Source organism: Pseudomonas sp., assembly GCF_030690725.1.
GTDB lineage: Bacteria > Pseudomonadota > Gammaproteobacteria > Pseudomonadales > Pseudomonadaceae > Aquipseudomonas.
Map to the genome: position 1 here is coordinate 40549 of NZ_JAUYGD010000029.1, position 25605 is coordinate 66153.

Consider the following 25605-nt stretch of genomic DNA (forward strand, 5'->3'; position numbering starts at 1 on the left):
CTGGGTTCCGGTTATTTTTTCGCGGCAAACAGCGCGTCGAGGCTCTGCTCGAAGGCGTGGTAATTGATGCGCTCGTACAGCTCCATGCGGGTTTGCATGGTGTCGACCACATTCTTCTGCGTACCGTCGCGGCGTACCGCCATATAGACGTTTTCGGCCGCCTTGTTCATCGCACGGAAGGCCGACAGCGGGTACAACACCAGGCCGACATCTACCGCAGCCAGCTCTTCGGTGGTGTACAGCGGCGTGGCACCGAATTCGGTGATATTGGCCAGAATTGGCGCTTTCACTCGGTCGGCGAAGGTCTTGTACATCGCCAATTCGGTGATAGCTTCCGGGAAGATCATGTCGGCACCGGCCTCGACACAGGCCGCCGCGCGGTCCAGCGCCGAGTTCAGGCCTTCAACCGCCAGGGCATCGGTACGCGCCATGATCACAAAGCTGTCATCGGTACGCGCATCGACGGCCGCTTTGATGCGGTCAACCATCTCCTGCTGAGTGACGATCTCCTTATTAGGGCGATGACCGCAGCGCTTGGCACCAACCTGATCTTCGATATGAATCGCCGCCGCACCAAACTTGATCATCGACTTGACGGTGCGCGCCACGTTAAACGCCGAGGCGCCGAAACCGGTGTCGACATCCACCAGCAACGGCAGGTCGCAGACGTCGGTGATGCGGCGTACGTCGGTGAGTACATCGTCCAGCCCGGTGATGCCCAGGTCCGGCAAGCCGAGCGAACCCGCCGCCACGCCGCCACCGGACAGGTAGATCGCCTTGAAACCGGCGCGTTTGGCCAGCAATGCATGGTTGGCGTTGATCGCACCAATGACTTGCAGCGGATGCTCTTCAGCAACGGCATCGCGGAAACGCTGGCCTGGACTCTTCAAGCTCATGACTCACCTCGGGTTTTGGCTGTCTTGGGATGCGCGCCCTGCCCCATGCTCATGGCGCTGGCGGCACTCATGGAATAGTGGCGCTCGATATTGCGTTTGGAGGCGCCGATATGCCGGCGCATCAGCAACTCGGCCAGCTCGCCATCACGGTCGGCAATGGCATCGAGAATGCGGTGGTGTTCGGCGAACGCCTGGTGCGGTCGATTGGGCGTAGCGGAGAACTGCAGGCGATACATACGCACCAACTGGTAAAGCTCGCCACAGAGCATCTGGGTCAGGGTCTTGTTGCCGCTGCCCTGAATGATCCGGTAGTGAAAGTCGAAGTCGCCTTCCTGCTGGTAGTAGCCAACACCGGCCTTGAAGGCGGCGTCCTGCTCATGCAGGTCGAGCACCGCACGCAGCTCATCGATTTCCGCCTGGGTCATGCGCTCGGCAGCCAGGCGACAGGCCATACCTTCCAGCGACTCACGAATCTCATAGAGTTCGATCAGCTCGGCATGGCTGAGCGACACCACCCGCGCGCCGATATGCGGCACCCGCACCAGCAGACGCTGACCTTCCAGGCGGTGAATCGCCTCGCGCAGCGGGCCACGGCTAATGCCGTAGGTGCGCGCCAGTTCAGGCTCGGAAATCTTGCTACCCGGGGCAATCTCGCCCTTGACGATAGCTGCCTGAATACGCCGAAAAACCTGTTCAGACAGGGTTTCCGAGTCTTCCTGACTGGACTCGAGCGACTCAATTACATCAAGCATATTGTCGACACTGCATAGATTAAGTGCCTGAAAATTACGCCTGCACGAGATAACTGTCAAACAAACCGCAAACATTGTTGACAGTTTGCGGCACTACTTTAGTCGCCTGCAGCCGCGACCTTACTTGCATAAACGCCTATAAGCGCCTGTCACGACTGAAAAAGTCCATGGTAGAATGCCGCCCGCTCAAGGCTTGCAGTGGAATTTATGACTGCCTGCTAGACTCCAAGCCCAGGTGCGCCAACTGCAACACGCGCAACCGGCATCTGCTCGACCCATCATCAACACCATATTCAGGACTTATGACACTAAAGCCCTCCATCGCGCTGCTATGCCTGCTACTTGCTCCCGGCCTGAGTTTCGCCGCGGAGAAGACAGTCTATGGGCTTAATGAATACGTCCGCCTATTCGACCTCGACCTGAAACTTGCCGCCAAGCTCGACACCGGCGCCAAGACCGCATCGCTCAGCGCTCGCGATATCAAGCGCTTCAAGCGCGATGGCGAAACCTGGGTACGCTTTTATTTGGCCATCGACGAGGCGCACAGCAGCCCCATCGAACGCCCGCTGGCGCGCATCAGCAAGATCAAACGGCGCGCGGGCGACTATGATCCAGAAGAAGAAAAAACCTATACCGCACGCCCCGTGATCGAAATGGATATCTGCATGGGCAAGGCCCTGCGCACAATTGAAGTGAACTTGACCGACCGCAGTGCTTTCCAATACCCGTTGTTGATAGGCTCCGAAGCACTTAAACACTTTTCGGCCTTGGTCGACCCGAGTCTTAAATACGCAGCAGGCAAGCCTGCTTGTGCCCCTGACGCAAACCTTGGCGCCGCCCTTGATGAGTAAATCCCATGCGCTCTCTTAACCTCCATCTGAAAGTCCTGGTCATACTCCTGGTGAGTTTGGGCATTCTGATTACGGCTTATCAGATTTTCATCCTCGGCATTCCGATGACCGAAGACGAGACTGATGATCTGTGGAACATCGACGCCAAAGTCGAGTTCCAGGCCAATCCACGCGAGCCGGTCAAGCTGCAGATGTTCGTGCCGCCGCTGGCCCAGGACTACGTCAGCCTGAATGAGAGCTTTATCTCGAATAACTACGGCGTGAGCATCAACCGCGCCGACGGCAACCGCAAAGTCACCTGGTCGGCACGTCGCGCCAGTGGCAAGCAGACCCTCTACTACCGCCTGGTACTGACCAAGCGTTACAGCGGTGAACAAGCCAAGCCCAAAGGGCCGATTTTCCGCGACAGCATCCCGGTCGAAGGCCCCGAGAAGATTGCCGCCGAAGCCCTGCTCGCGCCGATTCGTCAGCATTCGGCGGACGTCGAAACCTTTATCAGTGAGACCATCAAGCGCGTCAACAACAGCAATGACGACAACGTCAAACTGCTGCTAGCCGGCGATGCCTCAACGCCAAACAAAGCCAAAGCCATCGAGCTGCTGCTGTCCATCGCCCACGTACCGATGGAGCGCGTGCACACCATTCGCCTGGCGGCCGATATCCAGCAAAGCCCAGAACTCTGGCTGCGCAGTTTCAACGGTGAGAAATGGCTGTACTTCAACCCGGAAAGCGGCGAGCAAGGCATGCCAGTTGATCGCCTGGTCTGGTGGATCGGTGATGACAGCCTGATCACACTGGAAGGCGGCAAGCAGGCGCAAGTCAGCTTCAGCCTGAACAACAGCGAAATGAACGCCATTCGCCTGGCCAAGCTGACCGACGAAAACACCGACGCCGACTTCCTCGAATACAGCCTGTATGGCCTGCCGCTGCAGACTCAGCAGACCTTTATGATCATGGTGATGATCCCGATTGGCGTATTGGTGATCCTGATCCTACGTAACCTCGGCGGTTTGCAGACCCTCGGCACCTTCACTCCGGTACTGATCGCCCTGGCCTTCCGTGAAACCCAGCTGGGCTTCGGCATTATCCTGTTTACCGTGATCACGGCCCTGGGCCTGTCGCTACGTTCCTACCTCGAACACCTGAAGCTACAGATGCTGCCAAGGCTATCGGTGGTGCTGACCTTCGTCGTGGTACTGATCGCCGTCATCAGCCTGTTCAGTCACAAGCTCGGCCTTGAGCGTGGCCTGTCGGTGGCACTGTTCCCGATGGTGATTCTGACCATGACCATCGAACGCCTGTCGATCACCTGGGAAGAGCGCGGCGGTGGCCATGCCTTTAAAGTGGCTATAGGCACCCTGTTCGCTGCCACCCTGGCGCACCTGCTGATGAGCGTGCCGGAGCTGAACTACTTCATCTTCACCTTCCCGGCCGTGCTGATGATTCTGGTTGGCTTTATGCTGGCGATGGGTCGCTACCGTGGCTACCGCCTGACCGAACTGTTCCGCTTCAAAGCCTTCCTCAAGGACTAATGCCATGTTCGGTCTGATCAAGACGTGGAAAGCCCTGGAAGCCAAAGGCATCATGGGCATCAATCGGCGTAACGCGGACTACGTGCTGAAGTACAACAAACGGCACCTGTATCCGATTGTCGATGACAAGATCATCACCAAGATGCGCGCCATCGAGGCGGGTATCGATGTGCCGGAAATGTACGGCATCATCGATACCGAAAAAGGCATCGACAACCTGCGCGAAATCATTGGTGATCGCCCGGACTTCGTGGTCAAGCCGGCGCAGGGTGCCGGCGGTGACGGCATCCTGGTGATCGCGGATCGCTTCGAAGACAAGTACAAGACCGTCTCGGGCAAGATCATCAGCCACGAGGAGATCGAGCATCAGATCTCCAGCATCCTCACGGGCCTCTACTCCCTGGGCGGCCACCGGGATCGCGCGCTGATCGAATACCGCGTCACCCCGGACCAGATCTTCAAAAGCATCAGCTACGAAGGCGTACCGGACATCCGCATTATTGTGCTGATGGGCTATCCGATCATGGCCATGCTGCGCCTGCCAACTCGCCAGTCCGGCGGCAAAGCCAACCTGCACCAAGGCGCCATCGGTGTCGGCGTGGACCTGGCCACCGGCGTGACCCTGCGCGGCACCTGGCTGAACAACAAGATCAGCAAGCACCCGGACACCACCAACGCGGTGGACGGTGTGCAACTGCCAAACTGGGACGGCTTTATGAAGCTCGCCGCCGGCTGCTACGAGCTGTGCGGTCTGGGCTATATCGGCGTGGACATGGTGCTGGACCAGGACAAAGGCCCGTTGATTCTCGAACTCAACGCCCGCCCCGGCCTGAATATCCAGATCGCCAACGACTGCGGTCTCACCCACCGCGCCCACGCCGTCGAAGCGCGCATCGCCGAACTGCAGAAAAAAGGCATAGTCGAAACCGCCGAAGAGCGCATGCGCTTCTCGCAAGAGCTGTTTGGTCACGTCTCGATTGCGCAGATCTGATTGATCCTATGACTAAAAAATCCCGGACTTTTCCGGGATTTTTTATAACTGCTTTATGGCGTCGCTAACGCACAATCGCCAGTTCAAACGCGCCTTCATCGCTGTGGGCGTGGCTCTGCATACCCGCCTCATCGAGCGCTAGCGCCTGCAAGGGGCGTTTGAAGGGTTTGTTATCCAAGGTTTGCAGGCTGCGATCCTCATCCGTGGTCAACAGCAGCACATAGTGCTCACCCGCAGCAGCTCTCACCGGCACAGTGCCTTCGATAAAGGCATAGCGATACCAGGTTTCCGCATGCAGCCGGTACACCGCATCGCTGACCAGACGCGTTGGCTGCTTGGCTTGATCGAGGAACAGCAAGGACGGATAGGCCACCTGCTTGTTGGCAAAGCTACGAATGCGCAAACCGAAGTCGTACTGCGAGCGTGGCAGTTTCAGGGCAGCGTAGTAGCTCTTGCCCATGGGGAAATCCAGGCTGGGGGAAAAGCGATTTAGCTCTTCATAGCGTGGCTCATCGGCGCTGAGGGGGGTGAAATCACCCTCAGCCAGTTGCCCACAACACCGCTCGACCAATTCCTGATAGCGCCCTCCGCTTTTTGCCTCGGTTCCGGCCAACAAGGCCTGCATCGCAGCAGTGGGTTGCCCATCCAGCCCCGGCAAGGCTTGCGGCTTGGCGTCAAAGGTAATTTCGCGACCTTGGGTAAGCGGCACATTGTGCAAGGTTGGGGTTGGTGGCGTCGCACCTTTTGCCGGCACCTTGGAGTTGCGCATACGCCCCTGCTCGTCGACCCAGGTGAAATAGCGACCATCCTGCTCATCACGAGCAAAGTCGCGCCCTTCCAGTACGTCCGAGCTGATGTAGGCGCTGGAGCGCTCACCCGTACCCAGAAGAATTTCATTACCGCCGGCTTGCACCTGCTGCCCGGCATAGAAGCTGTTCTGCAGATTGCCGCTGGCATCCACCCAGGTGAAATAGCGCCGCTTACTCTCGCCACTGCTCTTGCTGCCAGGCCAGACCGCTGCCTCACCTTCATTCAACCGCGCCTGATCGCTGCGCTGGATATTGCCGGCAGCAGCGCGCTGATGAGCCGTGTAGCGGTTGTCGACAAAGCTGTTGTGCACCCGCCCCTGGTCATCGACCCAGGTCAGGTAGCGGCCACTGGCGCTGGCCTGCGCGGCCACCAAAAACCCTATCAGCATCAGCACAATGCGCATGGCAGAACCCTAGAAAGTGGTGCGGTAGGTCAACGCCAACACATAGGCTTTGACACTGGTTTTAACATCCAGATCGGCATAGGGGTTGTACACCATACTGTCGATGGATGAGCAGTTGATATTGCAACTGGAGCGAGCCGGAATGTCCTGCTTGCTGACCAGGTAGTTGAAGCCCAAATCGATCACCGTGTCCTTGTCCCACTGGTAACCCAGCCCGAGGCCATAGAGCTTGGCATCGCCCAAAGGCGCCAGCACATCGGCCTTGTTACCGGGAATGGCTGACGGCCGTGGCTCATAGCCCATACGCAGGCTCAGGCGATCATTAACCTGGTACTCGACGCCGACGGCCCAACTCCACACAGACTCATAGCCGCGGTCAAGAATGATGCTGGTGGACGTGGCGTTCTCCGGGGAGAACAGGCTGGCAATGGTCAGAATGTCCAGCTGACGATCAAACTCCAGCTCGAACTTGTCCCAGGCCGCATAGTCGGTCCACTTCACATCCAGGTTGATCTGCCAGCGGTCATGCGGTTTGAGCTTGATGCCCGTGGCAAAGTGCGCCGGGTAGGTCATGTTCAACGAGACGTTGCCCTGCTCTTTATCGAACAAACCGTCAGGCGTCAGGGTATTGAACACCGCGCCGATAAACGAGCTGTCCAGGCCTTGCCAGAAGCCCTGCCAGTTCTCTGAATAATCCACCACATAGCGCCCTTTCAAGCGCATCTTGGCCTCACTCTGGTACACCGCGCCCAGGGCAAACCAGTTGCTCGGTTCCCAGAGAAAACCGATGTTCCAGGTTGGCGAAAGGGTCTGCTGCATGTCGATGTCGATATTGGCGATGTCGGTGAAAGGCCCCAGCTCACCGCCACAGATATTTAGGAATATTTCGAACGGGTTGCCATCCACAAGACATAAGGCGTCCTGAGCCACACCAACGAAGCCTGTGAGGATGCCCGGCGCGCGGAAATCCTGGTTAAGCGCCATAGCCTGATGGGAAAAGCCGATAGACAGCCCTACCGACAGCTCATCGTTGACCTGATATGCCAGTGATGGAGAGAAATAGGTCAGGCGCTGAATCACCAGTTCTTTACCTTGATAACGCCCTGGGTCGTCATCATCACGGGCGAAACCAAGCGCCTGTGGCGTGTACATATTGGTGGCGAAGGTCAGCTTGGAGCCGGGAGGTGTAATGGACAGCCCTGCCAGAGGCGCAAACAGCATCGGCAATTCAGTGGCACCACCCACACCTGGCAGGTACATCATCGCGGCACCTGCACGGCTGGATGAGTTGGCCACCGAATCGTTACTCAACCCAAGAAAGTTGCTGCCATAACCGGCCGGCGCATCGAACTCGGCGCGAATATCCATCATCCCGGTGATGAACTTGACCGTCGTTTGCCGGCCCTTGAGTTTGCTCAATGCCGCCGGGTTGTAATGCACCGCATCGATACCGGTGAAATCAGCCGTTACCGCATTGCCTAATGCCATGGCCTTGGGGCTGCCAATCGTCAGGTTCTGCGCCAATTGTGCATGGGCAAGCCCGCTGCAGAGCGAGGCTGCCCAAAAAATCGCCTGCGTAAGCAGCGAAATTCGCGTGTTCATAGGAAGGTTCGCTCGCGTCTATTGGGCCTTCAGGCCTTTGATATCCAAAGGCATGGAGATGCCCAACAGCACATCTGGCGAATCCTCGGTCATACCGAAACCGGCACTGACGTTGACGATGCGATCCGGTGAAGTACGCAAGCCCAGCGAGAAGTTCATCACCGCACTGGTTTGCCCGCGGCCCTCGGCTTCGCCGTCGGCAAAGGTGAAGGTCGGCTTTAACGAATGCGACATCTGGTAAGAGGTCGCCAGCGACACGTCATAGGACAAGGCGTAGGCAAAGCCCATGCTCAGGGAGAATGACGAACCGGGATCAACTTCCTCAAGCAGGCGCCCACCACGTACCTGACCAATACCGGTGATGGGCATGTTGTAGGTGTAACCGAGCGAGCCGAACAGCACGACCGGGTCGATCACATAGGACATATTTGCCCCGACGCCCAGGCTATAAGTGCCGCTGCCCGTAGACAGGTCGCTCTGGGAGTTGATGTCGTACGGGCTGTTGCCTGTAGGCAAGCCCAGGGTTGCGTAAAGAGTGGTGACCGGCTTGCCGCGCAAGGAGGTCCAGGGCTGCCAACGCAGACTGGCGGAGATATCGCCCAGGCTGTAGGCATTCAGATCACGTTCGGTGTCGTACTTGGCGATCATGGGCAGACGCACGCTGAAGGTCAGGTTGTCCCACACGCCATAATCGAAGGTGAACGAGTTGGTGAAGGTGTGCTGCGCCTCGCTCTGGCCAATCACACTGAATACGTTGTTACCGGTGCGCACAGTCTCAATAACCGTATCGCGCAGCAGCGAGTAATCGAAGCCATAGGTCAGGGTTCGTTCGCCCTTTTTCAGCAAGGTGTAGCTTTTTTCCGCAGCCTGAAACACCTCTTCCAGCGCCTTGGCGCTGTCGGCGTCATCTTCCTGTTTGCTCAAGGCTTCACGAGCCTGATCGACCGAAGCCGGGTCGGCCATTACCGCTGAACTGGCAGCCCCTGCCAGTATGGCCAGCCATACATAATGCAAAACTCTCATGGCGCAGCCCCCAAATATTTATTGTTATGCCGGGCGTTTTACTTGCGTCGGATATAGCGAATATCGCCATCGGAGCCAAGCTCTGTGGCTTGGTTCTCGGTGAATTTGGTCATCTGCGGAAACTCGCGAAATGCCAGCAAGCTGATGGTGCGATCATCAATGATGCGCAGATCCTGCTCGCTCAAGGCCAGGGCATTCGGCGGTTCATTGCCGTTGGGGAAAATCACGAACAGCACGTTCTGATCCCAGATTTCCTCAAAACGCGTGCGGGTAAAACTGATATTGCCCAGCGCCGGGTCCGCGACAAACACATGGTCGTTGTACACATCGCGTACCACCACAAAGTGTTTGAAGCCGGCATATTCAATCGGCACGATGGCCGGATGCTCAAGTGCGTCGAGATCGGCAAAAGCCGCGCGGAAACCGCCACTCTTGTAGCCCAGTGCCGTGACAAAGCGCTTCATGTCGAGCAGGGAAAAACCGCGTCGTTCAACGATCTTGTCCGCCTCGCCAAACTGCAGCAGGCCTTCCATCACCTGACGTTCCTGCAGGTTACGGCCGAGGAAATAATCCAGCAGCGAGGTCAAGGCAGCCGAACCGCAGCTGTAGTCATAGGCCTGACGAATCACGTTGCGAAACTGCAACTGACTCAACGGCTCAAGTGTCACCGTCTCACGCAAGGGCCCGTTTGGCAGCAAATGCTGATTGATATGCACGGTCCCCGGTGTCGGCGGCTTGGTATCCACCGCTTCGGTAAAGCCCCACACACCGATCAGGCTGCCCAGCAGAATCTCGATCATCAGCCAACCGCACTCCTATCCAGCAAGAGAAAAGTCCTACCGGCCAAAACCGGTAAGACTTTTCATCACACGCAACAACTAAGCGAACTTAGTGGCCCCAGACTTTTACAGTGGTGCCCGCCATGTTCATGTCGTTGATCGCCAAGCCGCCAATGCTGGCACCAGTGCCAAGACGGATGGCACCGACGCTCAGCTCGCCAGTGATGGCCGGCAGGCTGATCTGCAGTTGCTGGGTTTGCGTACCGCCGATGTCAGTGCTCACTACGTCGACCATGACCGGCGCCGTGTCAGAAATGTTGAAACCAGTGAAGGCAACAGTTTCCAGATTCAGGCTATTACCATCATCGATGTAGCTGATCTTGCCGATGCTGCCGTTGAAGCTACCGGAAATACTGAGGCCAGCCTGACCCGTTACGGAGGAAAGAGAGCTGTCGTCCATGGCCTTGAGCTCAGCCTGAGCCATGAAAGGAACAGCCAGAACAGCGGTGGCCAGGGCCAGTTGCTTGAGGGTTTTCATTGTTATTGTCTCCACAGTTCACTAATGGGTTGTCCCCGGCAGGCTGCTCTGGACTCCTGTCCGTCTCAGCTACAGCGGCGTGCGCCGCTCACCAGGTCTGACACTGCTTCCCTATTCGCGCCAGGCTTGGAATCGTGAAGCACCATGCTTCTCGTCCTGACGTTAAAACTACTGGTGCATGCCCTGGCTGCCAGCCCATCCAAGGGATGGAGCGCCCATCTGGCGCCAATCAGCCAGCCAACGCTCAGGCCTCGCTCAACAACCCTAGGCTCTTACCCTTCAATACCGCTTGCGTACGGCTGCGCACGCCCAGTTTGGCGAACAGGTTGTGCAGGTGCCATTTGATCGTGGCCTCTGACAAATGCACCGCCTGGGCGATATCGCGGTTCGACAAACCGGCCGCGACAAAGCGCAGAATTTCTCGCTCACGATGGCTAACATCTTGATTTTCATCGAAAGTTTCGAGGTCGATAGACAATCGACGGCATTGCTCACGCAGCTGTTCGGCCAGCCCTTGCCAGGCACTGGCTCGCTTGGGTTCGGCGCTGTGCCAGGCGTCCCAGAGCGGTAGCAGCCAGAGTGCGTCATCCAGAAACATACGCCGGTAACCGCTGGCCCAGGCGTCTTCGACCGTGCTTTTGAGCAAGGCAAAGGCCTTGTCGCTGTTACCTTTGCGCCAGTACGCCACAGAAAGTAACAAGGAAAGGCGCAGGCGCCGATCACGCTGATGCTCGGCCGTCTGTTTGGCCAGGCAGACCTCAAGCACCGCTTGCGCCTTGTCGGCACGGCGCTCGGACAAGGCCAGGCGCGCTTCTGATAACACCTGCACGGTTTCCGCATCGGCATAACGGCCAGGCGGCAATACCGCCAGATGGCGCTGTAACTGCAGGCAAGTACGCTCGGCCTCGTTAGGCTTACGCAGCCACAGCAGAAACTGCACCTTGCAGCTCATACCCAGGGCGTATACCCGCTCATAACCTGGGCCATGCAAACCGGCCAGCCATTCATCCAGCTCCGCCAGGGCCGACTCGCCCTCGCCGGCAAAGAACCGCGCCTTAGCCATCACCAGCTTGCCGCGACTGATCAGCTCAATCGGCGTGGCCACATCACGCCAGGTGGTCGCCAGTGGCAACTCGGCAAGGATCGCGGCATGCCGATCCTGCTCATACAGCAAATCCGCATAAGCCAGGGCCAGCGGCCCGCCTACCCGACTGCGGCGACCGAACACTTGCTCAACCCGCGCCCGCGCACTTTCCGCCAAGGCCCGGCCGCGCTCGGGCTGGCCCATCTCCTTGCAGATCAGTGCTTCGATCAGGCTGACCACCGCATGCAGGTATTCGCTATCGGCCTGCTCCAGGTTGTCGCGCGCCACCGCAATCGATTTGGCCGCATCACCGAACTCCCCCAGCAACGCATAAGCCGCGGCCTGAATGCAGGACATGCTCGCGCGGAAAATCGGCTGGTTATCCGGCACCAGAGCCAGCCAGTGCCGCGCCACCTTCAGCGCGCCCTCGAGCTTGTCCTGATACAGCAGCACCAAAGCCTTGAGCACTTGGGCCACCGCCAGCAGCACCGCCAGGCCAAAGTGCATCGGCTTGCCACGCCCCTGCATCAGGCGCGTGCTGACCTCCTCGATCAGCGCTTCGGCTTCGGCGTACTTCTGCTCGAAGGCCAGCTGCCAGGCGTAGAAAATCTGGAACACCGGGTGCTCGCGAATCACCTCAGCCGGCACATCCTTGAGGATCGCCAGAATGCCGTACACCTGATTGCCCGCAATCAGCGTCGCGCCCTGGCGCTCCAGCAGCTCGGCGGCAAAGGCGTAATCCCGTGCGCGCAAGGCGTACTTGACCGATTTATCGGTCAGCTCATGGCTTTCACACCAACGGGCAGCGGCATGCAGCAGATGGGTTGGGTCGCCCGCACGGCCCAGGCGGCCCTGGAGAAACTCGGCAAACAGATGGTGATAACGGAACCACTCGCCCTGCTCGTCCAGCGCGATGATAAATAGCTGAGCGGTCTGCAAACGCTTAAGCATCTGCGCGCCATCTGTACGACCGGTCAGGGCGTTGCACAACTCGGCATTGAACTCATCAAGTACCGAGGTCTGGTCGAGAAACAGCTGCTGATCCTGCGGCAGATGATCCAGCACGTCCTCGGCCAGGTAATCGGCGATATTGCGCTCGGTGCCGGATAGCCCAGCAAGAAAGCCGCTGCGCTCCGGCTGCCGCGCCAACGCCAGCGCGACCAGGTGCAAGGCCGTAATCCAGCCCTCGGTACGCCGATGCAGCAAATCCAGCTCGGCACTGCTCAGCCGCAACTGCTTGAGCTCGTGGAAATAGGCTTCAGTCTCACTTCGGGTCAGACGCAGCTCGTCAGCTTTGATCCACAGCGCCCAAGGCGAAATGACTGGCTGCTCATCAAGAAAGCGCGGCTTGTAGCGGGTACTGCCAATCATCCGCACATTGGCCGGCACCTGTTTGACGAAATAATTAACCAGCGGCCCCAGGTCGACATGCCGCACGCGGTGGAAGTCATCGAAGATCAGGTACAGGTCGCCCTGGACCCTCTTCAGATCGCCGATAAACGAATCCAGCAGCAGTTCATTCGGCACGCTCAGGTCGTCACGCAGCAGGCGTGCGGTGCTCGCACCAAAGCCCGGCAGCTGCGCCTCGATGGCCGCGATCAGGTAGTGCAGCAAGCGCTGCGGCTCGCTGTCGGCTTCATCACAGGACAACCAGGCGACCCGTGCGCCGGTCTCCAGCAAACGCAGACGAAACTGACTCAGCACCGTGCTCTTGCCGAAGCCAGCTGGTGCGCTGAGCAGAATCAGGCGCTGCTCGCGGGCCTTGAACAGCCGATCAAGCAAGGCATCACGGGCCAGCAACGGCCGACCAGCAGATTCAGCAGGAAACAGCTTGGTACGCAGTAACGGCAATTTGCCCGGACGGGGTTTCGATTGGCTATTCATTGATCAAGAAGACTCAGTTCACGCGCGCGGCGGATGGCTTGTGTGCGGTTACGCACCTTGAGCTTTTCGTAAATATTGTGCAGGTGCCATTTGACCGTACCGAGGGCCAATGAAAGCTGCTGACCGATCTCATCATTCGACATGCCCTGAGCCGCCAGGCAGACCACCTCACGCTCGCGCTCGGTCAGCCCCTCCTCAAGCACTTCCAGAGATTGCCGTGCACTGTTGCCCGGCCAGATGGCCAGCAAGCCGCGGATAAACCCCTGTAGCGCGGGTTGGCGTTCGGCGGCCTCCAGCTGCTGCAGCAACAGGCGAATGGCCTCGCCCTCCTCGACAAACAGGCTGCGCACGCCCTCGCGCTCGGCACCGATCAAGCATTGCACCAACAGGCTTTGCGCACGCTCCTGATAGCCCAGGCGCTGATAACTCAGCGCCGCCAGCAGGTCGAGACGTAGGCGCTGTAGGCCATGCCAGTTATCCAGCAGCATGCCGCGCAGTTGAGTGATTTCATGCAGCGCCTCGCTGTAATGGCCGCGCGCCTGCTGCAGACGAATACGGGTCAGGCCGCGCACCCACAGCACCGGGTTGAAGCGCATGTGCTGGTAATGCTCGGCCAGCTTGTTCCAGTCCACGGTCTTGAGGCGTTGTTCGGCGCGCTTGAGCCGGTCCGCAGCCGGTTCCTGAAGAATCTGCACCACCTCATCGGCCACCGCCTGGGCATAGAAACGCCAGGACTGGTTACGCGCCGCCAGGTTCTGCATCAGCACCAGGCTGGCGTAGGCCTCCTTGGGGTTGTCCTGCATGCGCTGCACATGGGCCATACACAGCATGCCCTGGGCGTAGAGATCAATCGGATTGATCACATCGACTGTGGCCAGCGCCCAGCGCAAGCGTTCCTCAATACCGTCCAAACGGCCCTGGTTATAGGCAATCAGGGCTTCGGTGATGGTCGGCAGCGCCAGGGCCCGTGAGCGGTCGGAGAACCAGGGTATGACCCGCGCACGCAGCTGGGCGAACAGCAGCTCGGCCTGACGAATCTGCCCCTGCTCCAGGCTCAGCAAGACCTCGACGTTGGCCAACTGCATATCCAGATAGCGCCCCTCGAGGAAGTGATTGCGCTGCTGCGCCAGGGCCAGCAAGCGTTTGGCCTGATCCGGCTGACCGATCATCACATTGGCCAGCGCGCCGACGATCAGCATCGCCACTTCGAGAAAGGCAGTGTGTTGGCCCAGCTGCACTTCAACCCGCCGAGCCAGAGCTATGCAGGTTTGTAGATCGTCCTTCTGCAAGGCGATGACTGATTTGATCGCCAGAGTTGCCAGCAGTTTGTCGCTCAACGGCGCGCCCGGCTTGGCTTCAGTCCAACGCTCAAGCAGCTCATCGAGCATGCGATTGGCTTCCACCAGGCCCAGCTCGGCGGCGCGGGTCCAGACATCGGCGAGTACCAGTACAGGGAAGCGCTCGGCGATCTCGTCTGGCACATGCTGACGCCATTTGTAGATCAGGTTGAGCTGACCGCGGTTGATCAGCTCCAGACCGCAACCGTCGACCAATGCCGCGAGCATTTCCGGATCTTCGGCCAGGCAGGCATGCTCGATGGCCAGGTTCTGCATATGGTGGTTGGTGAACCACAGGCTGGCGTTGAAGTGCAGCTGCTTGAAACGCTCGGGGTCGCGCTCTTTCAGGCGGCCGCGCAGAAACTCGGCAAACAGATTGTGAAAGCGGTACCACTGGCGTTCGCGGTCCAGCGGCAGGAGGAACAGCTGCATGGCTTCCAGCTCTTCCAGCAGAAGCTGACCGTCATGTCGCCCGGTCAGGGCGTTGGCCAGGTCACCACTGAGCTGCTGCGCCACGCCCAGGGCCAGCAACAGCTCCTGCTTATCGGCGGGCAGTTGCTCGAACACACTGCGCAGCAAGTAGGCGCCCACCGCCGCCTGGTCAGTGCCCATATCGGCAATCTGCGCGGCGGCCTGGGGCTGATGGCGTAACCATAGGCTGGCGAGGTGCACACCCACCATCCAGCCTTCGGTCTGGCTGTACAGCGCGGAAAACGCCACGGCATCCAGTTGCAGACCGCAACGCTGCAGGTAATCGCGGGTTTCCGCCTTGCTCAGGCGCAATTCCTGTTCACCAATCTCCACCAGCAGATCCTTGGCGCGCAGGGTGGCCAGGTTTAACGCCGGTTGCGAGCGGCTGCCGATGGCCAGGGTAAAGCCTTCGGGAGCGAATTTGATCAGGCGATTCAACGCGCCGAGCAACTCGGCGTCCTGAATCAGGTGCAAGTCATCGAGCACCAGCAGCAGCGGGTTTTCCAGCTGCGCCAGGTCGACCAGCAGGCTTTCCATCACAGCGGATACCGGCACCCGCATGGTGTTCTGCAGATAAGCCAGGGCTTCTGCGCCAAAGCCTGGCAACAGGCGAGAAAGCGCATCGATCAGCTGCAGCAGAAACCGCGATGGCTCATCGTCACCTGGGCCAAGCGACAGCCAGGCAACCGCCTGACCACCTTGCTCGCGGGCATGGGCCAGTGCGACCAGCGCACTGGTTTTGCCAAAGCCGGCCGGGGCTGCCAATAGCAGCACGCGCGCATGGGGGTTAGCGCACAAGGCAGCTTCAAGCTGCGGCCTGACCAGGTAATCCGTAGAGGCCTGGGGTGGCATCAGCTTGGCACGCAAAAGGCTCCCAGCGGCAGGATTTATTACTTCATCCATGGCCTTGATCCCGTAGTAATTATTGTTTTATGAGTCACATCGAACATCCGGGGACATACCCATACTAATGAGCGGCAGCGTCCCGAGTAAACCCACGCGCAAGCTCTAGGATGAATGTTGGCGACGTTCTACAATCGGCATCCGCGCACCTTGAACCTGCCATATGCCTACTTGCCTTGTACAGGCTCTGCCCTACCTCGCAGACCCTTCGCGTTACTTCAGCTGCGTCATGCACGCACCCGGTGCCATTCTGCTGGATGCCGGGCGGCCGACCGCGCAGCGTGGACGCTATGACCTTATCAGCGCCTGGCCATTGGCAGAGCTGGCGCCGACGCCTGACGAAACGGCCAACGCTTTCCTGCAACGCCTGCGCCAGAGCCTTGCAGGCCTCGGCGAATGCCAAGCACCGGCAGATAATCCACTCCCGTTCGTCGGCGGGTTGATTGGCTACCTGAGTTACGATTTCGGCCGCCGGCTCGAACAGCTGCCAGCGCAGGCCATTGACGACCTGGATCTGGCGGACGCTCGCTTTGGCGTTTACGCCTGGGCACTGGTTACCGATCACCAGCAACAACGCAGCCAGTTGGTATTTCAACCAAGCCTGGACGTTGGCGAACGCCAGCGCTTGACTGCTCTGTTCACCACGCTGGCAGCACCTACGCCGCAACCATTCAAGCTACTGGAACGCTTTCAGTCCGACATTAGCGAAGCCGAGTACCAGCAGTGCTTTGCGCGTATTCAGGCCTATATCCAGGCCGGAGACTGCTATCAAGTGAACTTTGCCCAGCGTTTTCGCGCGGGCTATCAGGGCTCGCCGTGGACCGCCTACCAGGCCTTGCGCGCCGCCTGCCCGACGCCCTTTTCGGGTTATCAGACGTTGCCAGGCGGCGGTGCGATCATCAGCCTGTCGCCCGAGCGCTTCTTGCGCATCAGCGCAGGCCAGGTGGAAACCCGACCGATCAAGGGCACCCGTCCACGCCACGCCGACCCAGAGCAGGACCAGGCGCAAGCCGACGCCCTACTAAGCAGTCACAAAGATCGCGCGGAAAACCTGATGATTGTCGACCTGCTGCGCAATGACCTGGGCCGCAGCTGCCGAGTGGGCTCGGTGCAAGTGCCGGAACTCTTCGCCCTGGAAAGCTACCCCAATGTGCATCACCTGGTCAGCGCCGTAACCGGCGAACTGGCGGCCGACAAGGATGCGCTGGATCTGATCGCCGGCAGTTTCCCCGGCGGCTCTATAACCGGCGCCCCGAAGATCCGCGCGATGCAGATCATCGACGAACTGGAACCGACCCGCCGCGCACTGTATTGCGGCTCGCTGCTGTATCTGGATGTGCGCGGCGAAATGGACAGTTCAATCGCCATCCGCAGCCTGCTGGCCAAGGACGGGCAGATCAGCTGCTGGGGCGGCGGCGGCATCGTCGCCGACTCAAACGGCCAGGCCGAATACCAGGAGTCGATTACCAAGGTCAAAGTGCTGCTGGAAACGCTGGAGCAGTTCTGCGACTGACCTGAACAGCAGGCACAAAAAACTTCCGGGAGAAGTTTTTGACGTCGCCCAGCGACGGCCCGAAGGGTGGCCGCCATGGATGGCAGGCCACAAAAAACCCGCTCAACTGAGCGGGTTTTTCAATGCCAAGCTGATTACAAACTCAGCTGGCGATTGGATGCCTTGAGGAACTCGCGCTTGAGGTCTTCATAGGTGTGTACCGCAGGGAATTGCGGGAATTCGCGAATCACGTTGTCCGGCGCATGGAACAGGATGCCGGCGTGGGCTTCGCTGAGCATGGTGGTGTCGTTGTATGAGTCACCCGCCGCAATCACACGGTAGTAGAGACTCTTGAAGGCGATGACTGACTGACGCTTGGGATCTTTCTGACGTAGCTGGTAATCCACCACCCGATCGGTTTCATCGGCAATCAGCTTGTGGCACAGCAGTGTGGGGAAACCCAACTGACGCATCAGCGGCTGAGAGAACTCGTAGAAAGTGTCGGAAAGAATCACCACCTGGAAACGCTCACGCAACCAGTCGACAAACTCCACCGCGCCTTCCAGCGGCTTGAGCGTGGCGATCACTTCCTGAATGTCGGACAGCTTCAAGCCGTGCTCGTCCAGGATGCGCAGGCGCTGCTTCATCAGCACGTCATAGTCCGGAATATCCCGGGTGGTCGCTTTCAGCGATTCGATGCCAGTTTTTTCCGCGAAGGCGATCCAGATTTCCGGGACCAACACGCCTTCCAGGTCGAGACACGCGATTTCCACAGGACACTCCTAGCTTGGATTTATTTGAGAGGCGGCACTCTAGCCGCTCCCCCAAAGCTCTGCAACGCAGAGGTTTATACCCAAATCAGAGGTCTGCTACGGCACTTGGTTATTTAGTCGTATAACCGGCTTTTGCTACCATCCCCACACAAGACGCGCGACGTCACCATAACTAGGAATTCAGCCCGATGAGCCACCCCTTCGATGCAGCCGAACTGGCGGCAACCTACGCCAACAAGTCGCCCCAGGATATTCTCAAGCTCGCCTTCGAACATTTTGGCGATGAACTGTGGCTATCCTTCAGCGGCGCGGAAGATGTGGTGCTGGTCGACATGGCCTGGAAAATCAACAAGAACGTCAAAGTTTTCAGCCTCGACACCGGCCGCCTGCATCCAGAGACTTACCGTTTTATCGATCAGGTGCGCGAGCACTACAACATCAGCATCGACATACTCTCGCCGGAGGCCGCCGCACTGGAGCCTTTCGTCAAAGAAAAAGGCCTGTACAGCTTCTACAAAGACGGCCACGGCGAATGCTGCGGCATCCGCAAGACCGCCCCGCTACGCCGCAAACTGGCCACAGTAAAAGCCTGGGCCACCGGCCAGCGCCGCGACCAGAGCCCGGGCACACGCAGCCAAGTGGCTGTGGTGGAGATCGATGGCGCTTTTTCTACTGCCGACAACACCCTGTACAAGTTCAATCCGCTGGCGCAGATGAGCAGCGAAGATGTATGGGCCTATATCCGCATGCTGGAGCTGCCCTATAACAGCCTGCATGAACGCGGTTTTATCAGCATCGGTTGCGAGCCTTGTACCCGTCCGGTACTGCCTAATCAACATGAGCGCGAAGGCCGTTGGTGGTGGGAAGAAGCCACGCAGAAAGAGTGCGGCCTGCATGCTGGCAATCTGATTGCCAAGATCTGATAACAAAGGCAGATATAAAAAAGGCCAGTCAGTGACTGGCCTTTTTGTTACTCGGATCACTCAATTCTTATCTGTCCGGCGCTGACGGCGCACCATATAACGCTCCACATAGGAGCACGAGGGAATCACCGTGTAACCCAGGCGCTCGGCATACTGCAGCGCATGCTCGGTCAACGCGGCTGCTATCCCGCGCCCACGCAACGAGTTGGGCACGAAGGTGCGATAGATATCCAGGGTTTGCTTCCCCAGGTCCATATAAGCCAGGTATGCACGATCACCATCCACTGTGGTCTCGAATTGATGGCCTGCCAGATCATGGTGAATGGACAACGCCTCGCTCATCGCAACTCCTCTGTTAACTCGCGCAACCCGCTCTCGCTTCTGCAGCCATCGGGTTACCGCATCTTGCACCTATTAAGTTGTAGGCAATTATTCCGAGCTTATCAGGCCAAAACCTGCGAGGTCACGCGAATCAATAACTTAGATCGCCTAGCAAGGCATTCTGACACCCGCACAAGCAAAACATTGCCTCTGCCGGCAACGCTTCTAGATGCCTGCGCCATTCGGCATTTGATGTTCGGCATACTACCGGCATCATTTCCCAGCCACTTTCCACAGTCGGCGCAGCTACAAAGTGACAGTAAGCGCTGCGCAAAGAACTGCCAAACGCTCTAGAACTGATTGTTTTTTAACCAAAAGATACCCATTAAGTGGCCGGCTATGCATTAAGCAGAAAAAAACTCTGGCGGCTTGCCTTGCCTCCGTTTACTTACTACAAGTTACAGGTAGTATGTACGCCGGCTAATTTCCTACCATCAGGAAATTGCTTTTATGGAAAAACTCCACCTCAAGGGGAACACGATGAACAACGTTCTGAAATTCTCTGCTCTGGCATTGGCCGCAGTTCTGGCTACCGGTTGCAGCAGCATGTCCAAAGAAACTGAAGCTCGTCTGACTGCAACTGAAGATGCAGCTGCTCGCGCTCAAGCCCGTGCCGACGAAGCCTACCGTAAGGCTGATGACGCTATGGCTGCTGCTCAGAAGGCTCAGCAAACTGCTGACGAAGCCAATGAGCGCGCTCTGCGTATGCTGGAAAAAGCCAGCCGCAAGTAATAGCTCACAAGGCTATGACAAGCCGACCCAGTTTCTGGGTCGGCTTTTTTATTGCTCAGAAAAAAGCTCACTCTTCAACAGACAATAAAAAATTGTCTGAAGCAATTTTTAACGTCGCGCAGCGACGGCCCGAAGGGTGGCCGTCAGGGATGGCGGGCAATAAAAAACCCGTCAGCGCTTACGCATAACGGGCTTTTTGCACAGACTGAAGTCAGATAGCAGGCTCAGTCGCCACCACGGCCTGATCAGGTTGAGCAATTTCAACCGGCAAACCATCTTCAGCAGCGACCACTTCGCGCAGCATTTCCCAGTCCAGGCGCAGATCAGCAAACTGATCATTTTTCAGCAGCGCATTGATTACAGCAGTGTGCTTATCGACGACCGAAGCATCACCGGTATCATCCAAAGGTGCGTGCGCTTCCAGATAGACCTTGCCGCCGCTGCGACCAAACTTGTAAGGCTCGTTGATGATGCGCACCGAAGTGCCCACCGACACCATCGACGCCAACTTCAGCACGTTATGGTTGAGCATGCGGAAGCAGCCATGACTGACGCGCATACCGATACCAAATTTCTTGTTCGAGCCGTGGATCAGGTAACCCGGCACCGACAAGCCCATCTTGTATGGCCCCAGCGGGTTATCCGGGCCTGGCGGCACATACGCCGGCAGCGGGTCGCCATCGGCAGCATGCTCTTCGCGGATCGACTTAGGCGGCGTCCAGCCAGGGTTCGGCGTTTTGGCGGTGATCCGCGCATTGGCAACCGGCGAGCTCCAGCCCTCACGACCGATACCCAGTGGGTAGGTGTAAACCACGTTACGACCTTTCGGGTAGTAGTACAGCCGGTACTCGGCGAGGTTGATCACGATACCTTCACGCGGGCCAGGCGGCAGGATGTAACGCGTCGGCAGGATGATCTCGGTGCCTTCGCCCGGCAGCCACGGATCAACACCTGGATTGGCCACCACCATTTCCAGATAACCCAAATCATTGGCCACGCCCAAGTCAGCGAAGGTGTCTTCATACTTGGCCTTGACCACTCGAATCTCGCCAACCACATCCTCGCCAGGCGGCGGCAAAGGCAACTCAAGAGCATTGGCAGACGCTACCGCGAAGACAGCGGCAAGCGGCAGGCAGCGGGTGACGGCAAAGGCACGCGACAACATCCGGAAATTCCTGACGAAAATGGTTGGTAAAAGTAGGAGGCGATTGTACACCGATTGATCAGCGGCTTGGATAGCTCAACGCCCCGGCAATGCTGGGCGATCACCGCGTTTCTGCGCCTCAAGTGTGGCCCGGCACGCCGGACACAAGCGTTTGTCACGCAGCATCGTCTTATCCAGGTCACGCCATACTGGCTGCGCAGGCAGCAAACCGCCGCACAACGTACGGTCGGCAAACTGCCCCAACTCAAGCTGGCGCGCTAACAGATGCACGCGCACTTCTCGGCAGGCGAACAGGTCAAGCTGCTCGTCAGGCTCGATCAGTTGGTAGGCATGCAAGGACCAGGCAGGGCGCGGCATTGAGGGCTCCAGTACGGGGCCGCCACATTAGCCGAAAGGCACGTTACAGAAAAGCCTGTCAGAGCAAAGGTTTCAGGGTCGGCCAGACGTTTTCCAGCAGCTTGGGTTGCGCTTCGGCAGTAGGATGAATGCCATCGTTCTGCATCAGCGAAGGCACACCACCTACGCCCTCCAGCACGAAAGGCACCAGGGCGGCGTCATGCTCCTGCGCCACCTTGGGGAACACCTCAGCGAACGCTGTGGTGTAACGCACACCGTAATTCGGCGGTAGCTGCATACCCAGGATCAGCACCTTGGCGCCTTTTTGCTGCGATGCCTGAACCATGGCCGCAAGGTTTTGTTGCAATCCCCCTTGAAGGAAAGGAACCCCATAAATTCAAGGGTTCCAGACGATGACCACTCAGCAGCATGCCAAAACCGTTAGAAATCTGTTAGAAAACGCCCCGCTCAAACTGGCCACCCAACTGGCTAAGCCTTGGCACTACAGACGCAATGGGCGCTATTACCTCCGCTTCCGCCCCAAAGGCCGACCGTTCGTCACCTTCACCCTTTCTCTTCGCACTACAGACCGGACCACTGCAATGGAACTCTCGAAGGACATCCTCCGGGCTCTCGCCGTCTTTCACCTTGATCAACCTCAAGCAACCTGGGACGAGCTGAAGGCGCAGCTCATTGTGATCGCAGAGGAGTGCTTATCAATGGCCCACGGTGATGAGTCGCTGGTGGCCTACAGCATGATCTACGACGAAGTTAGGTCTGCCCTGGCTCAAGGAAGCGCTAAGGCATCCCTGAATGTGGACCAGCAGCGTGCATTAGGTGTCGGCCAGCAGATACTAAAGGCCGCACAAGCTCGCCTACATGGTCAGCCAGACGATCTTGTAAGAATCATTGACGACCTCAATGAAAGAAGCGCCATTGATAGTCACGCCCTTGCTTCCCCTTCCCTATCTGTAGGCACCTCTAAGGAACCCTTGGCGTGGGACAAGTTGGCGGACAGCTACATGGCCGAGCACAGCGCCGACTTAAAGGACTCCACACGGACAAGCCTGCTGAACAACCACAAGGTCATCCAAAGGGCCTTCGAGGCCATCGGTGTAGCTGACCTCAGGGTTCATACCAGAGACGACCTTGTGAAACTGAGGGGAAATCTGGCTGAGACCCGTATGGCCTCGACAGTAAACGGCCTGATTCAAAACCTTACTACCGTGCTGAGCTGGGGTGTCCGTAACGACCACTTGGCCAAGGCCTACACCACCAAACTCAAGTTCACCAAAGGGGCGGACAGCTCACGCAAAGCCTTCTCACGGGAGCAGGTAGTCGCCCTTATGGATCATGCAGGAGGGATGCCTGCTGACTCCTGGGAGCGCTGGGCTTTGTCTCTTCTTGCGATTACCGGGGGACGTGTTGGTGAAATCTGTCAGCTAACCAAAGTCGATGTTCAGAATGTGGATGGATATTGGTGCATCGACATCAACGAACAGACCGGAGAGAAGTCGGTTAAGAACAAGCACAGTATCCGCAGGATTCCTCTTGTGGGTGGTGCCTTGGGGTTCGACCTCACAGCGTTCCTAACGGCAGTCAAAGCGAACGCCCTACCCTCTGACCACCAAGACTTCCTGAGGACCAAGGACGGACGACCAAGGCCTACGGACGCCGCAGCGAAGGCAGCACGAGGCAGTAAGGCGCTCGGGACTTTGCTCAGGAAAGTTCTCGGGGAAAGCCTGGACGAGAACCAGACGCTCCATTCACTGCGGCACCATCTGGTCTCCTCAATGAAATCCGCAGGGGTTCCTGTTGCTTTCGCCCAGGCAGTCACCGGGCATGCCTCGCGGACGATCACCTATGACGGCTATGGGTCAGACATCCCGCTTCAGAAGGCATACGAGGCGATTCAGCAGGGGCTGATGGGAGCAGCACAATGAATGCCTTCGTCACAGTAAGCGCTGAAGCTGCGGCACTGAGGGCCAGCTATGACGCTGAAGGGATGTCCAACCCCATAGGCATCTTCTTTTGCCCTCATTGCCACCAAGCGGCTGATGTCGAATACGGTTTTCTATACCCCGACTTTCCCAGCGGTGAGCCTGGACGCACCCATGATGACCCCATAGATGCTGCGCGGTGCTTCAGGTGCAATGGTGTGTCGCATTGGCTGATGACTGACTTCGACCTACACAACAATGATGGGCCTGATTGGCGGGACTTCCCCAGGACCCTTCTATGGCCGCTCGGCGAGCACCTGCCAGCGTCGCAAAGAGCAAGGCCCGCTGAAGCCCTTGTAGAGGATCAGAAAGCGCCCACAGCCGGGCTCACCTTCAGCCACTTATCGACCCTGTACCTCGCTGAGCAGGCTGATCAATTAAAGCCAGCGTCCCTTAGGGATATGAAGAGCTGCTGCAAGACCCTAACGGCTGCACTCACTGACCCTAACGGCCAGGAGCTGGACCTGAGGACCCACACTCGGGAGGATATGACCAAGCTGAAGGCCACACTGATGGAAGGCCGTAAGCCGCTCACAGTGAACAAGCTGCTCACCCGTATATCCACGATCTTTACCTGGGCGGTGAACAGTGGGTATCTCGAAAAGACCTACAACAAGGGTCTAAAGATCAGCAAAGGCGCTGAGAGCGACCGTAAGGCTTTCTCTGCTGAGCAGGCTAAGAAGGTGATGTCAGCCATGGGCCAGCTCCCAGAAGACTCGTGGAAGCGCTGGGCGATGTCCATTGGGGTCATCACCGGGGCTCGCATCGGGGAGGTCTACCAGTTGACCAAGGCGGATGTCCGTAAGGTAGGCGACACGGTTGTCATCGACCTCAACGAGACCGGGAACAAGTCCCTGAAGAACAAGCACTCTAAGCGCCTTGTGCCTCTCGTGGATGGGGCCTACGGGTTCGACCTGAAGGCTTTCCTTGGGTACGTTGAGTCATGCCCTGACAAGTTGTTTGATCGTACAAGCCACAACTTCACTCGGGTACTCAATGAGACCCTGAGGGACATCCTTGATCTGGAGTCCGGTGAAGGCTTGACGTTCCACTCCCTGCGGCACTCCCTGGCGTCCCTGATGAAACACCACGGGGTACAAGTGAGCATCGCCCAGGACATCCTTGGGCACAGCTCCCAGACGATCACCTTCGACCTCTATGGGGGCGATATGCGTCTGGCTATTGGGAAACTCGAAGATGCTCTCAAGGAGTCCTTCGAGGTCTAAATGTGGATGGTGGTCTTCTCTCTGATGAGGATCACCACCTCTACGACATCACTGGCCACAGCCCTACCGACTACTCCTCCAGGGGCACGCTCCGCAGTGTCGGGGACAACTTGAAGACTGGGCTTGAGGCGGCATAATGAGGCCACAAATGCCCATTCAAGGATTGAAATGCAAAATCTCGAACTCTATGGCCTCGGCAAGGTAAATACTCAGCTACATGCTCGGGCTGCCGCGTTGGATCACGGGTTTTCAGAAAGCGAGAAAACAGCTCGGATCATGGCGTGGAACTCCTTCATAGAGGACCATATCAAGCTCGACGACAGCTATGAGCGCGTCATGAATGTTGCAAAGGTTAGGTATGGGGAGGCCTGCGAGCTGCTTGCAAACTACGGTAGCCCCATGTCTTCCGACCTTGAGACATTTGCTAAGCACTTCTATGACGAGCTATTCGTGATCAACAAAAAGGTTACGAGCAAAGGCGTGCAGGCTGTCTTTTATATTTTTGTTGCTCTGGGAATCTTCGGGTTGTTCAAACTCTTCTACTGAGGGCCTGGGCTGCCAAGGGACTTGAATGCCAAGTACAAATGAAATCTTCCAACAAAACGCAGATGAGATTGCATTAACCCTGATCAAGAAGTTTGAACTTAGGTTTAAACAGGAAGAAGACAATCTAAGTTGCCCCCTGAATAGGTGGCTGGACTTCAGGTGTCGCTATGTCGAC

Annotated in this window: 22 protein-coding genes and 1 pseudogene; 9 read left to right on the forward strand and 14 right to left on the reverse strand. The window is 58.0% G+C overall.

The annotated features are described in order from the left end of the window. Window positions 1–11 precede the first annotated feature (11 nt). Complete coding sequence (gene prpB / locus Q8O69_RS05370) at window positions 12–896, reverse strand: methylisocitrate lyase (protein ID WP_275962576.1); 885 nt, start codon at window positions 894–896, stop codon at window positions 12–14. Beyond that, complete coding sequence (locus Q8O69_RS05375; protein WP_305590177.1) at window positions 893–1648, reverse strand: GntR family transcriptional regulator; 756 nt, start codon at window positions 1646–1648, stop codon at window positions 893–895. The genes prpB and Q8O69_RS05375 overlap by 4 nt, the downstream gene beginning before the upstream one ends. Before the next feature lie 302 nt (window positions 1649–1950). Between Q8O69_RS05375 and Q8O69_RS05380 the strand changes: the two genes are divergently transcribed. From Q8O69_RS05380 to Q8O69_RS05390, 3 genes are read left to right on the forward strand one after another with little or no spacing between them, the layout of a single operon-like run. Continuing rightward, the gene (locus Q8O69_RS05380) at window positions 1951–2499 is read left to right on the forward strand and encodes an ATP-dependent zinc protease (RefSeq protein ID WP_275962574.1); all 549 of its coding nucleotides are present in this window, start codon (window positions 1951–1953) and stop codon (window positions 2497–2499) included. Window positions 2500–2504: 5 nt separating this feature from the next. Continuing rightward, complete coding sequence (locus Q8O69_RS05385) at window positions 2505–4031, forward strand: inactive transglutaminase family protein (RefSeq protein ID WP_305590180.1); 1527 nt, start codon at window positions 2505–2507, stop codon at window positions 4029–4031. A gap of 4 nt (window positions 4032–4035) precedes the next feature. Next, window positions 4036–5022 (forward strand): alpha-L-glutamate ligase-like protein, encoded by a 987-nt coding sequence (locus tag Q8O69_RS05390; RefSeq protein WP_305590182.1) that lies wholly within the window; start codon window positions 4036–4038, stop codon window positions 5020–5022. A 64-nt stretch (window positions 5023–5086) separates the two neighbouring features. On the opposite strand, the gene Q8O69_RS05395 is transcribed toward Q8O69_RS05390, so the two are convergent. The 7 genes from Q8O69_RS05395 to Q8O69_RS05425 all read right to left on the reverse strand — a co-directional run bounded on the left by Q8O69_RS05395 (window position 5087) and on the right by Q8O69_RS05425 (window position 15856). After that, window positions 5087–6235: a MalM family protein gene (locus Q8O69_RS05395; RefSeq protein WP_305590184.1), complete on the reverse strand. Its 1149-nt coding sequence runs from the start codon at window positions 6233–6235 to the stop codon at window positions 5087–5089. Between the two features lie 9 nt (window positions 6236–6244). After that, window positions 6245–7837 carry an outer membrane protein transport protein gene (locus tag Q8O69_RS05400; protein ID WP_305590186.1) on the reverse strand — a complete coding sequence of 531 codons (1593 nt, stop codon included), beginning with the start codon at window positions 7835–7837 and terminating at the stop codon, window positions 6245–6247. 18 nt (window positions 7838–7855) lie between these two features. Continuing rightward, window positions 7856–8860, reverse strand: coding sequence for a transporter (locus Q8O69_RS05405; protein ID WP_305590188.1), 1005 nt, complete (start codon window positions 8858–8860; stop codon window positions 7856–7858). A gap of 38 nt (window positions 8861–8898) precedes the next feature. Then, window positions 8899–9660 carry a C39 family peptidase gene (locus Q8O69_RS05410; RefSeq protein WP_275962568.1) on the reverse strand — a complete coding sequence of 254 codons (762 nt, stop codon included), beginning with the start codon at window positions 9658–9660 and terminating at the stop codon, window positions 8899–8901. An 88-nt stretch (window positions 9661–9748) separates the two neighbouring features. Continuing rightward, window positions 9749–10177 carry a DUF6160 family protein gene (locus Q8O69_RS05415; protein ID WP_305590190.1) on the reverse strand — a complete coding sequence of 143 codons (429 nt, stop codon included), beginning with the start codon at window positions 10175–10177 and terminating at the stop codon, window positions 9749–9751. 244 nt (window positions 10178–10421) lie between these two features. Next, entirely contained in the window at window positions 10422–13145 is a 2724-nt protein-coding gene (locus Q8O69_RS05420; protein WP_305590192.1) for a LuxR C-terminal-related transcriptional regulator, read from the reverse strand. Next, window positions 13142–15856, reverse strand: coding sequence for a LuxR C-terminal-related transcriptional regulator (locus Q8O69_RS05425; protein WP_305590194.1), 2715 nt, complete (start codon window positions 15854–15856; stop codon window positions 13142–13144). The genes Q8O69_RS05420 and Q8O69_RS05425 overlap by 4 nt, the downstream gene beginning before the upstream one ends. 163 nt (window positions 15857–16019) lie before the next feature. On the opposite strand from Q8O69_RS05425, the gene pabB reads away from it, so the two are divergent. After that, on the forward strand, window positions 16020–17369 hold the full coding sequence (gene pabB, locus Q8O69_RS05430; protein ID WP_305590196.1) for an aminodeoxychorismate synthase component I: 1350 nt from the start codon (window positions 16020–16022) through the stop codon (window positions 17367–17369). Window positions 17370–17503: 134 nt separating this feature from the next. On the opposite strand, the gene thrH is transcribed toward pabB, so the two are convergent. Beyond that, window positions 17504–18121: a bifunctional phosphoserine phosphatase/homoserine phosphotransferase ThrH gene (gene thrH, locus Q8O69_RS05435; protein ID WP_305590198.1), complete on the reverse strand. Its 618-nt coding sequence runs from the start codon at window positions 18119–18121 to the stop codon at window positions 17504–17506. Window positions 18122–18309: 188 nt separating this feature from the next. Between thrH and Q8O69_RS05440 the strand changes: the two genes are divergently transcribed. Then, window positions 18310–19044: a phosphoadenylyl-sulfate reductase gene (locus Q8O69_RS05440; protein ID WP_305590200.1), complete on the forward strand. Its 735-nt coding sequence runs from the start codon at window positions 18310–18312 to the stop codon at window positions 19042–19044. Window positions 19045–19104: 60 nt separating this feature from the next. On the opposite strand, the gene Q8O69_RS05445 is transcribed toward Q8O69_RS05440, so the two are convergent. Beyond that, window positions 19105–19386, reverse strand: a complete 282-nt coding sequence (locus tag Q8O69_RS05445; RefSeq protein ID WP_305590202.1) for a GNAT family N-acetyltransferase — start codon at window positions 19384–19386, stop codon at window positions 19105–19107. 519 nt (window positions 19387–19905) lie between these two features. Between Q8O69_RS05445 and oprI the strand changes: the two genes are divergently transcribed. Beyond that, the gene (oprI, locus tag Q8O69_RS05450; protein ID WP_090242095.1) at window positions 19906–20157 is read left to right on the forward strand and encodes an outer membrane lipoprotei OprI; all 252 of its coding nucleotides are present in this window, start codon (window positions 19906–19908) and stop codon (window positions 20155–20157) included. A 211-nt stretch (window positions 20158–20368) separates the two neighbouring features. On the opposite strand, the gene Q8O69_RS05455 is transcribed toward oprI, so the two are convergent. The 3 genes and pseudogenes from Q8O69_RS05455 to Q8O69_RS05465 form a co-directional block, all read right to left on the reverse strand. After that, complete coding sequence (locus Q8O69_RS05455; protein WP_305590204.1) at window positions 20369–21322, reverse strand: L,D-transpeptidase family protein; 954 nt, start codon at window positions 21320–21322, stop codon at window positions 20369–20371. 75 nt (window positions 21323–21397) lie between these two features. Continuing rightward, a complete protein-coding gene (locus Q8O69_RS05460; RefSeq protein ID WP_269380922.1) occupies window positions 21398–21679 on the reverse strand; it encodes a hypothetical protein in 282 nt (93 codons plus the stop codon). Window positions 21680–21737: 58 nt separating this feature from the next. After that, window positions 21738–22025 (reverse strand): annotated as a pseudogene (locus Q8O69_RS05465) (arylesterase); the annotation flags it as partial. 46 nt (window positions 22026–22071) lie between these two features. On the opposite strand from Q8O69_RS05465, the gene Q8O69_RS05470 reads away from it, so the two are divergent. The 3 genes from Q8O69_RS05470 (at window position 22072) to Q8O69_RS05480 (ending at window position 25430) form a co-directional block, all read left to right on the forward strand. Then, complete coding sequence (locus tag Q8O69_RS05470; protein WP_305590207.1) at window positions 22072–23601, forward strand: tyrosine-type recombinase/integrase; 1530 nt, start codon at window positions 22072–22074, stop codon at window positions 23599–23601. Then, window positions 23598–24884: a site-specific integrase gene (locus tag Q8O69_RS05475; protein WP_305590209.1), complete on the forward strand. Its 1287-nt coding sequence runs from the start codon at window positions 23598–23600 to the stop codon at window positions 24882–24884. Before Q8O69_RS05470 ends, Q8O69_RS05475 begins: the two co-directional genes overlap by 4 nt. 168 nt (window positions 24885–25052) lie before the next feature. Next, window positions 25053–25430 carry a hypothetical protein gene (locus tag Q8O69_RS05480; RefSeq protein ID WP_305590211.1) on the forward strand — a complete coding sequence of 126 codons (378 nt, stop codon included), beginning with the start codon at window positions 25053–25055 and terminating at the stop codon, window positions 25428–25430. Window positions 25431–25605 lie beyond the last annotated feature (175 nt).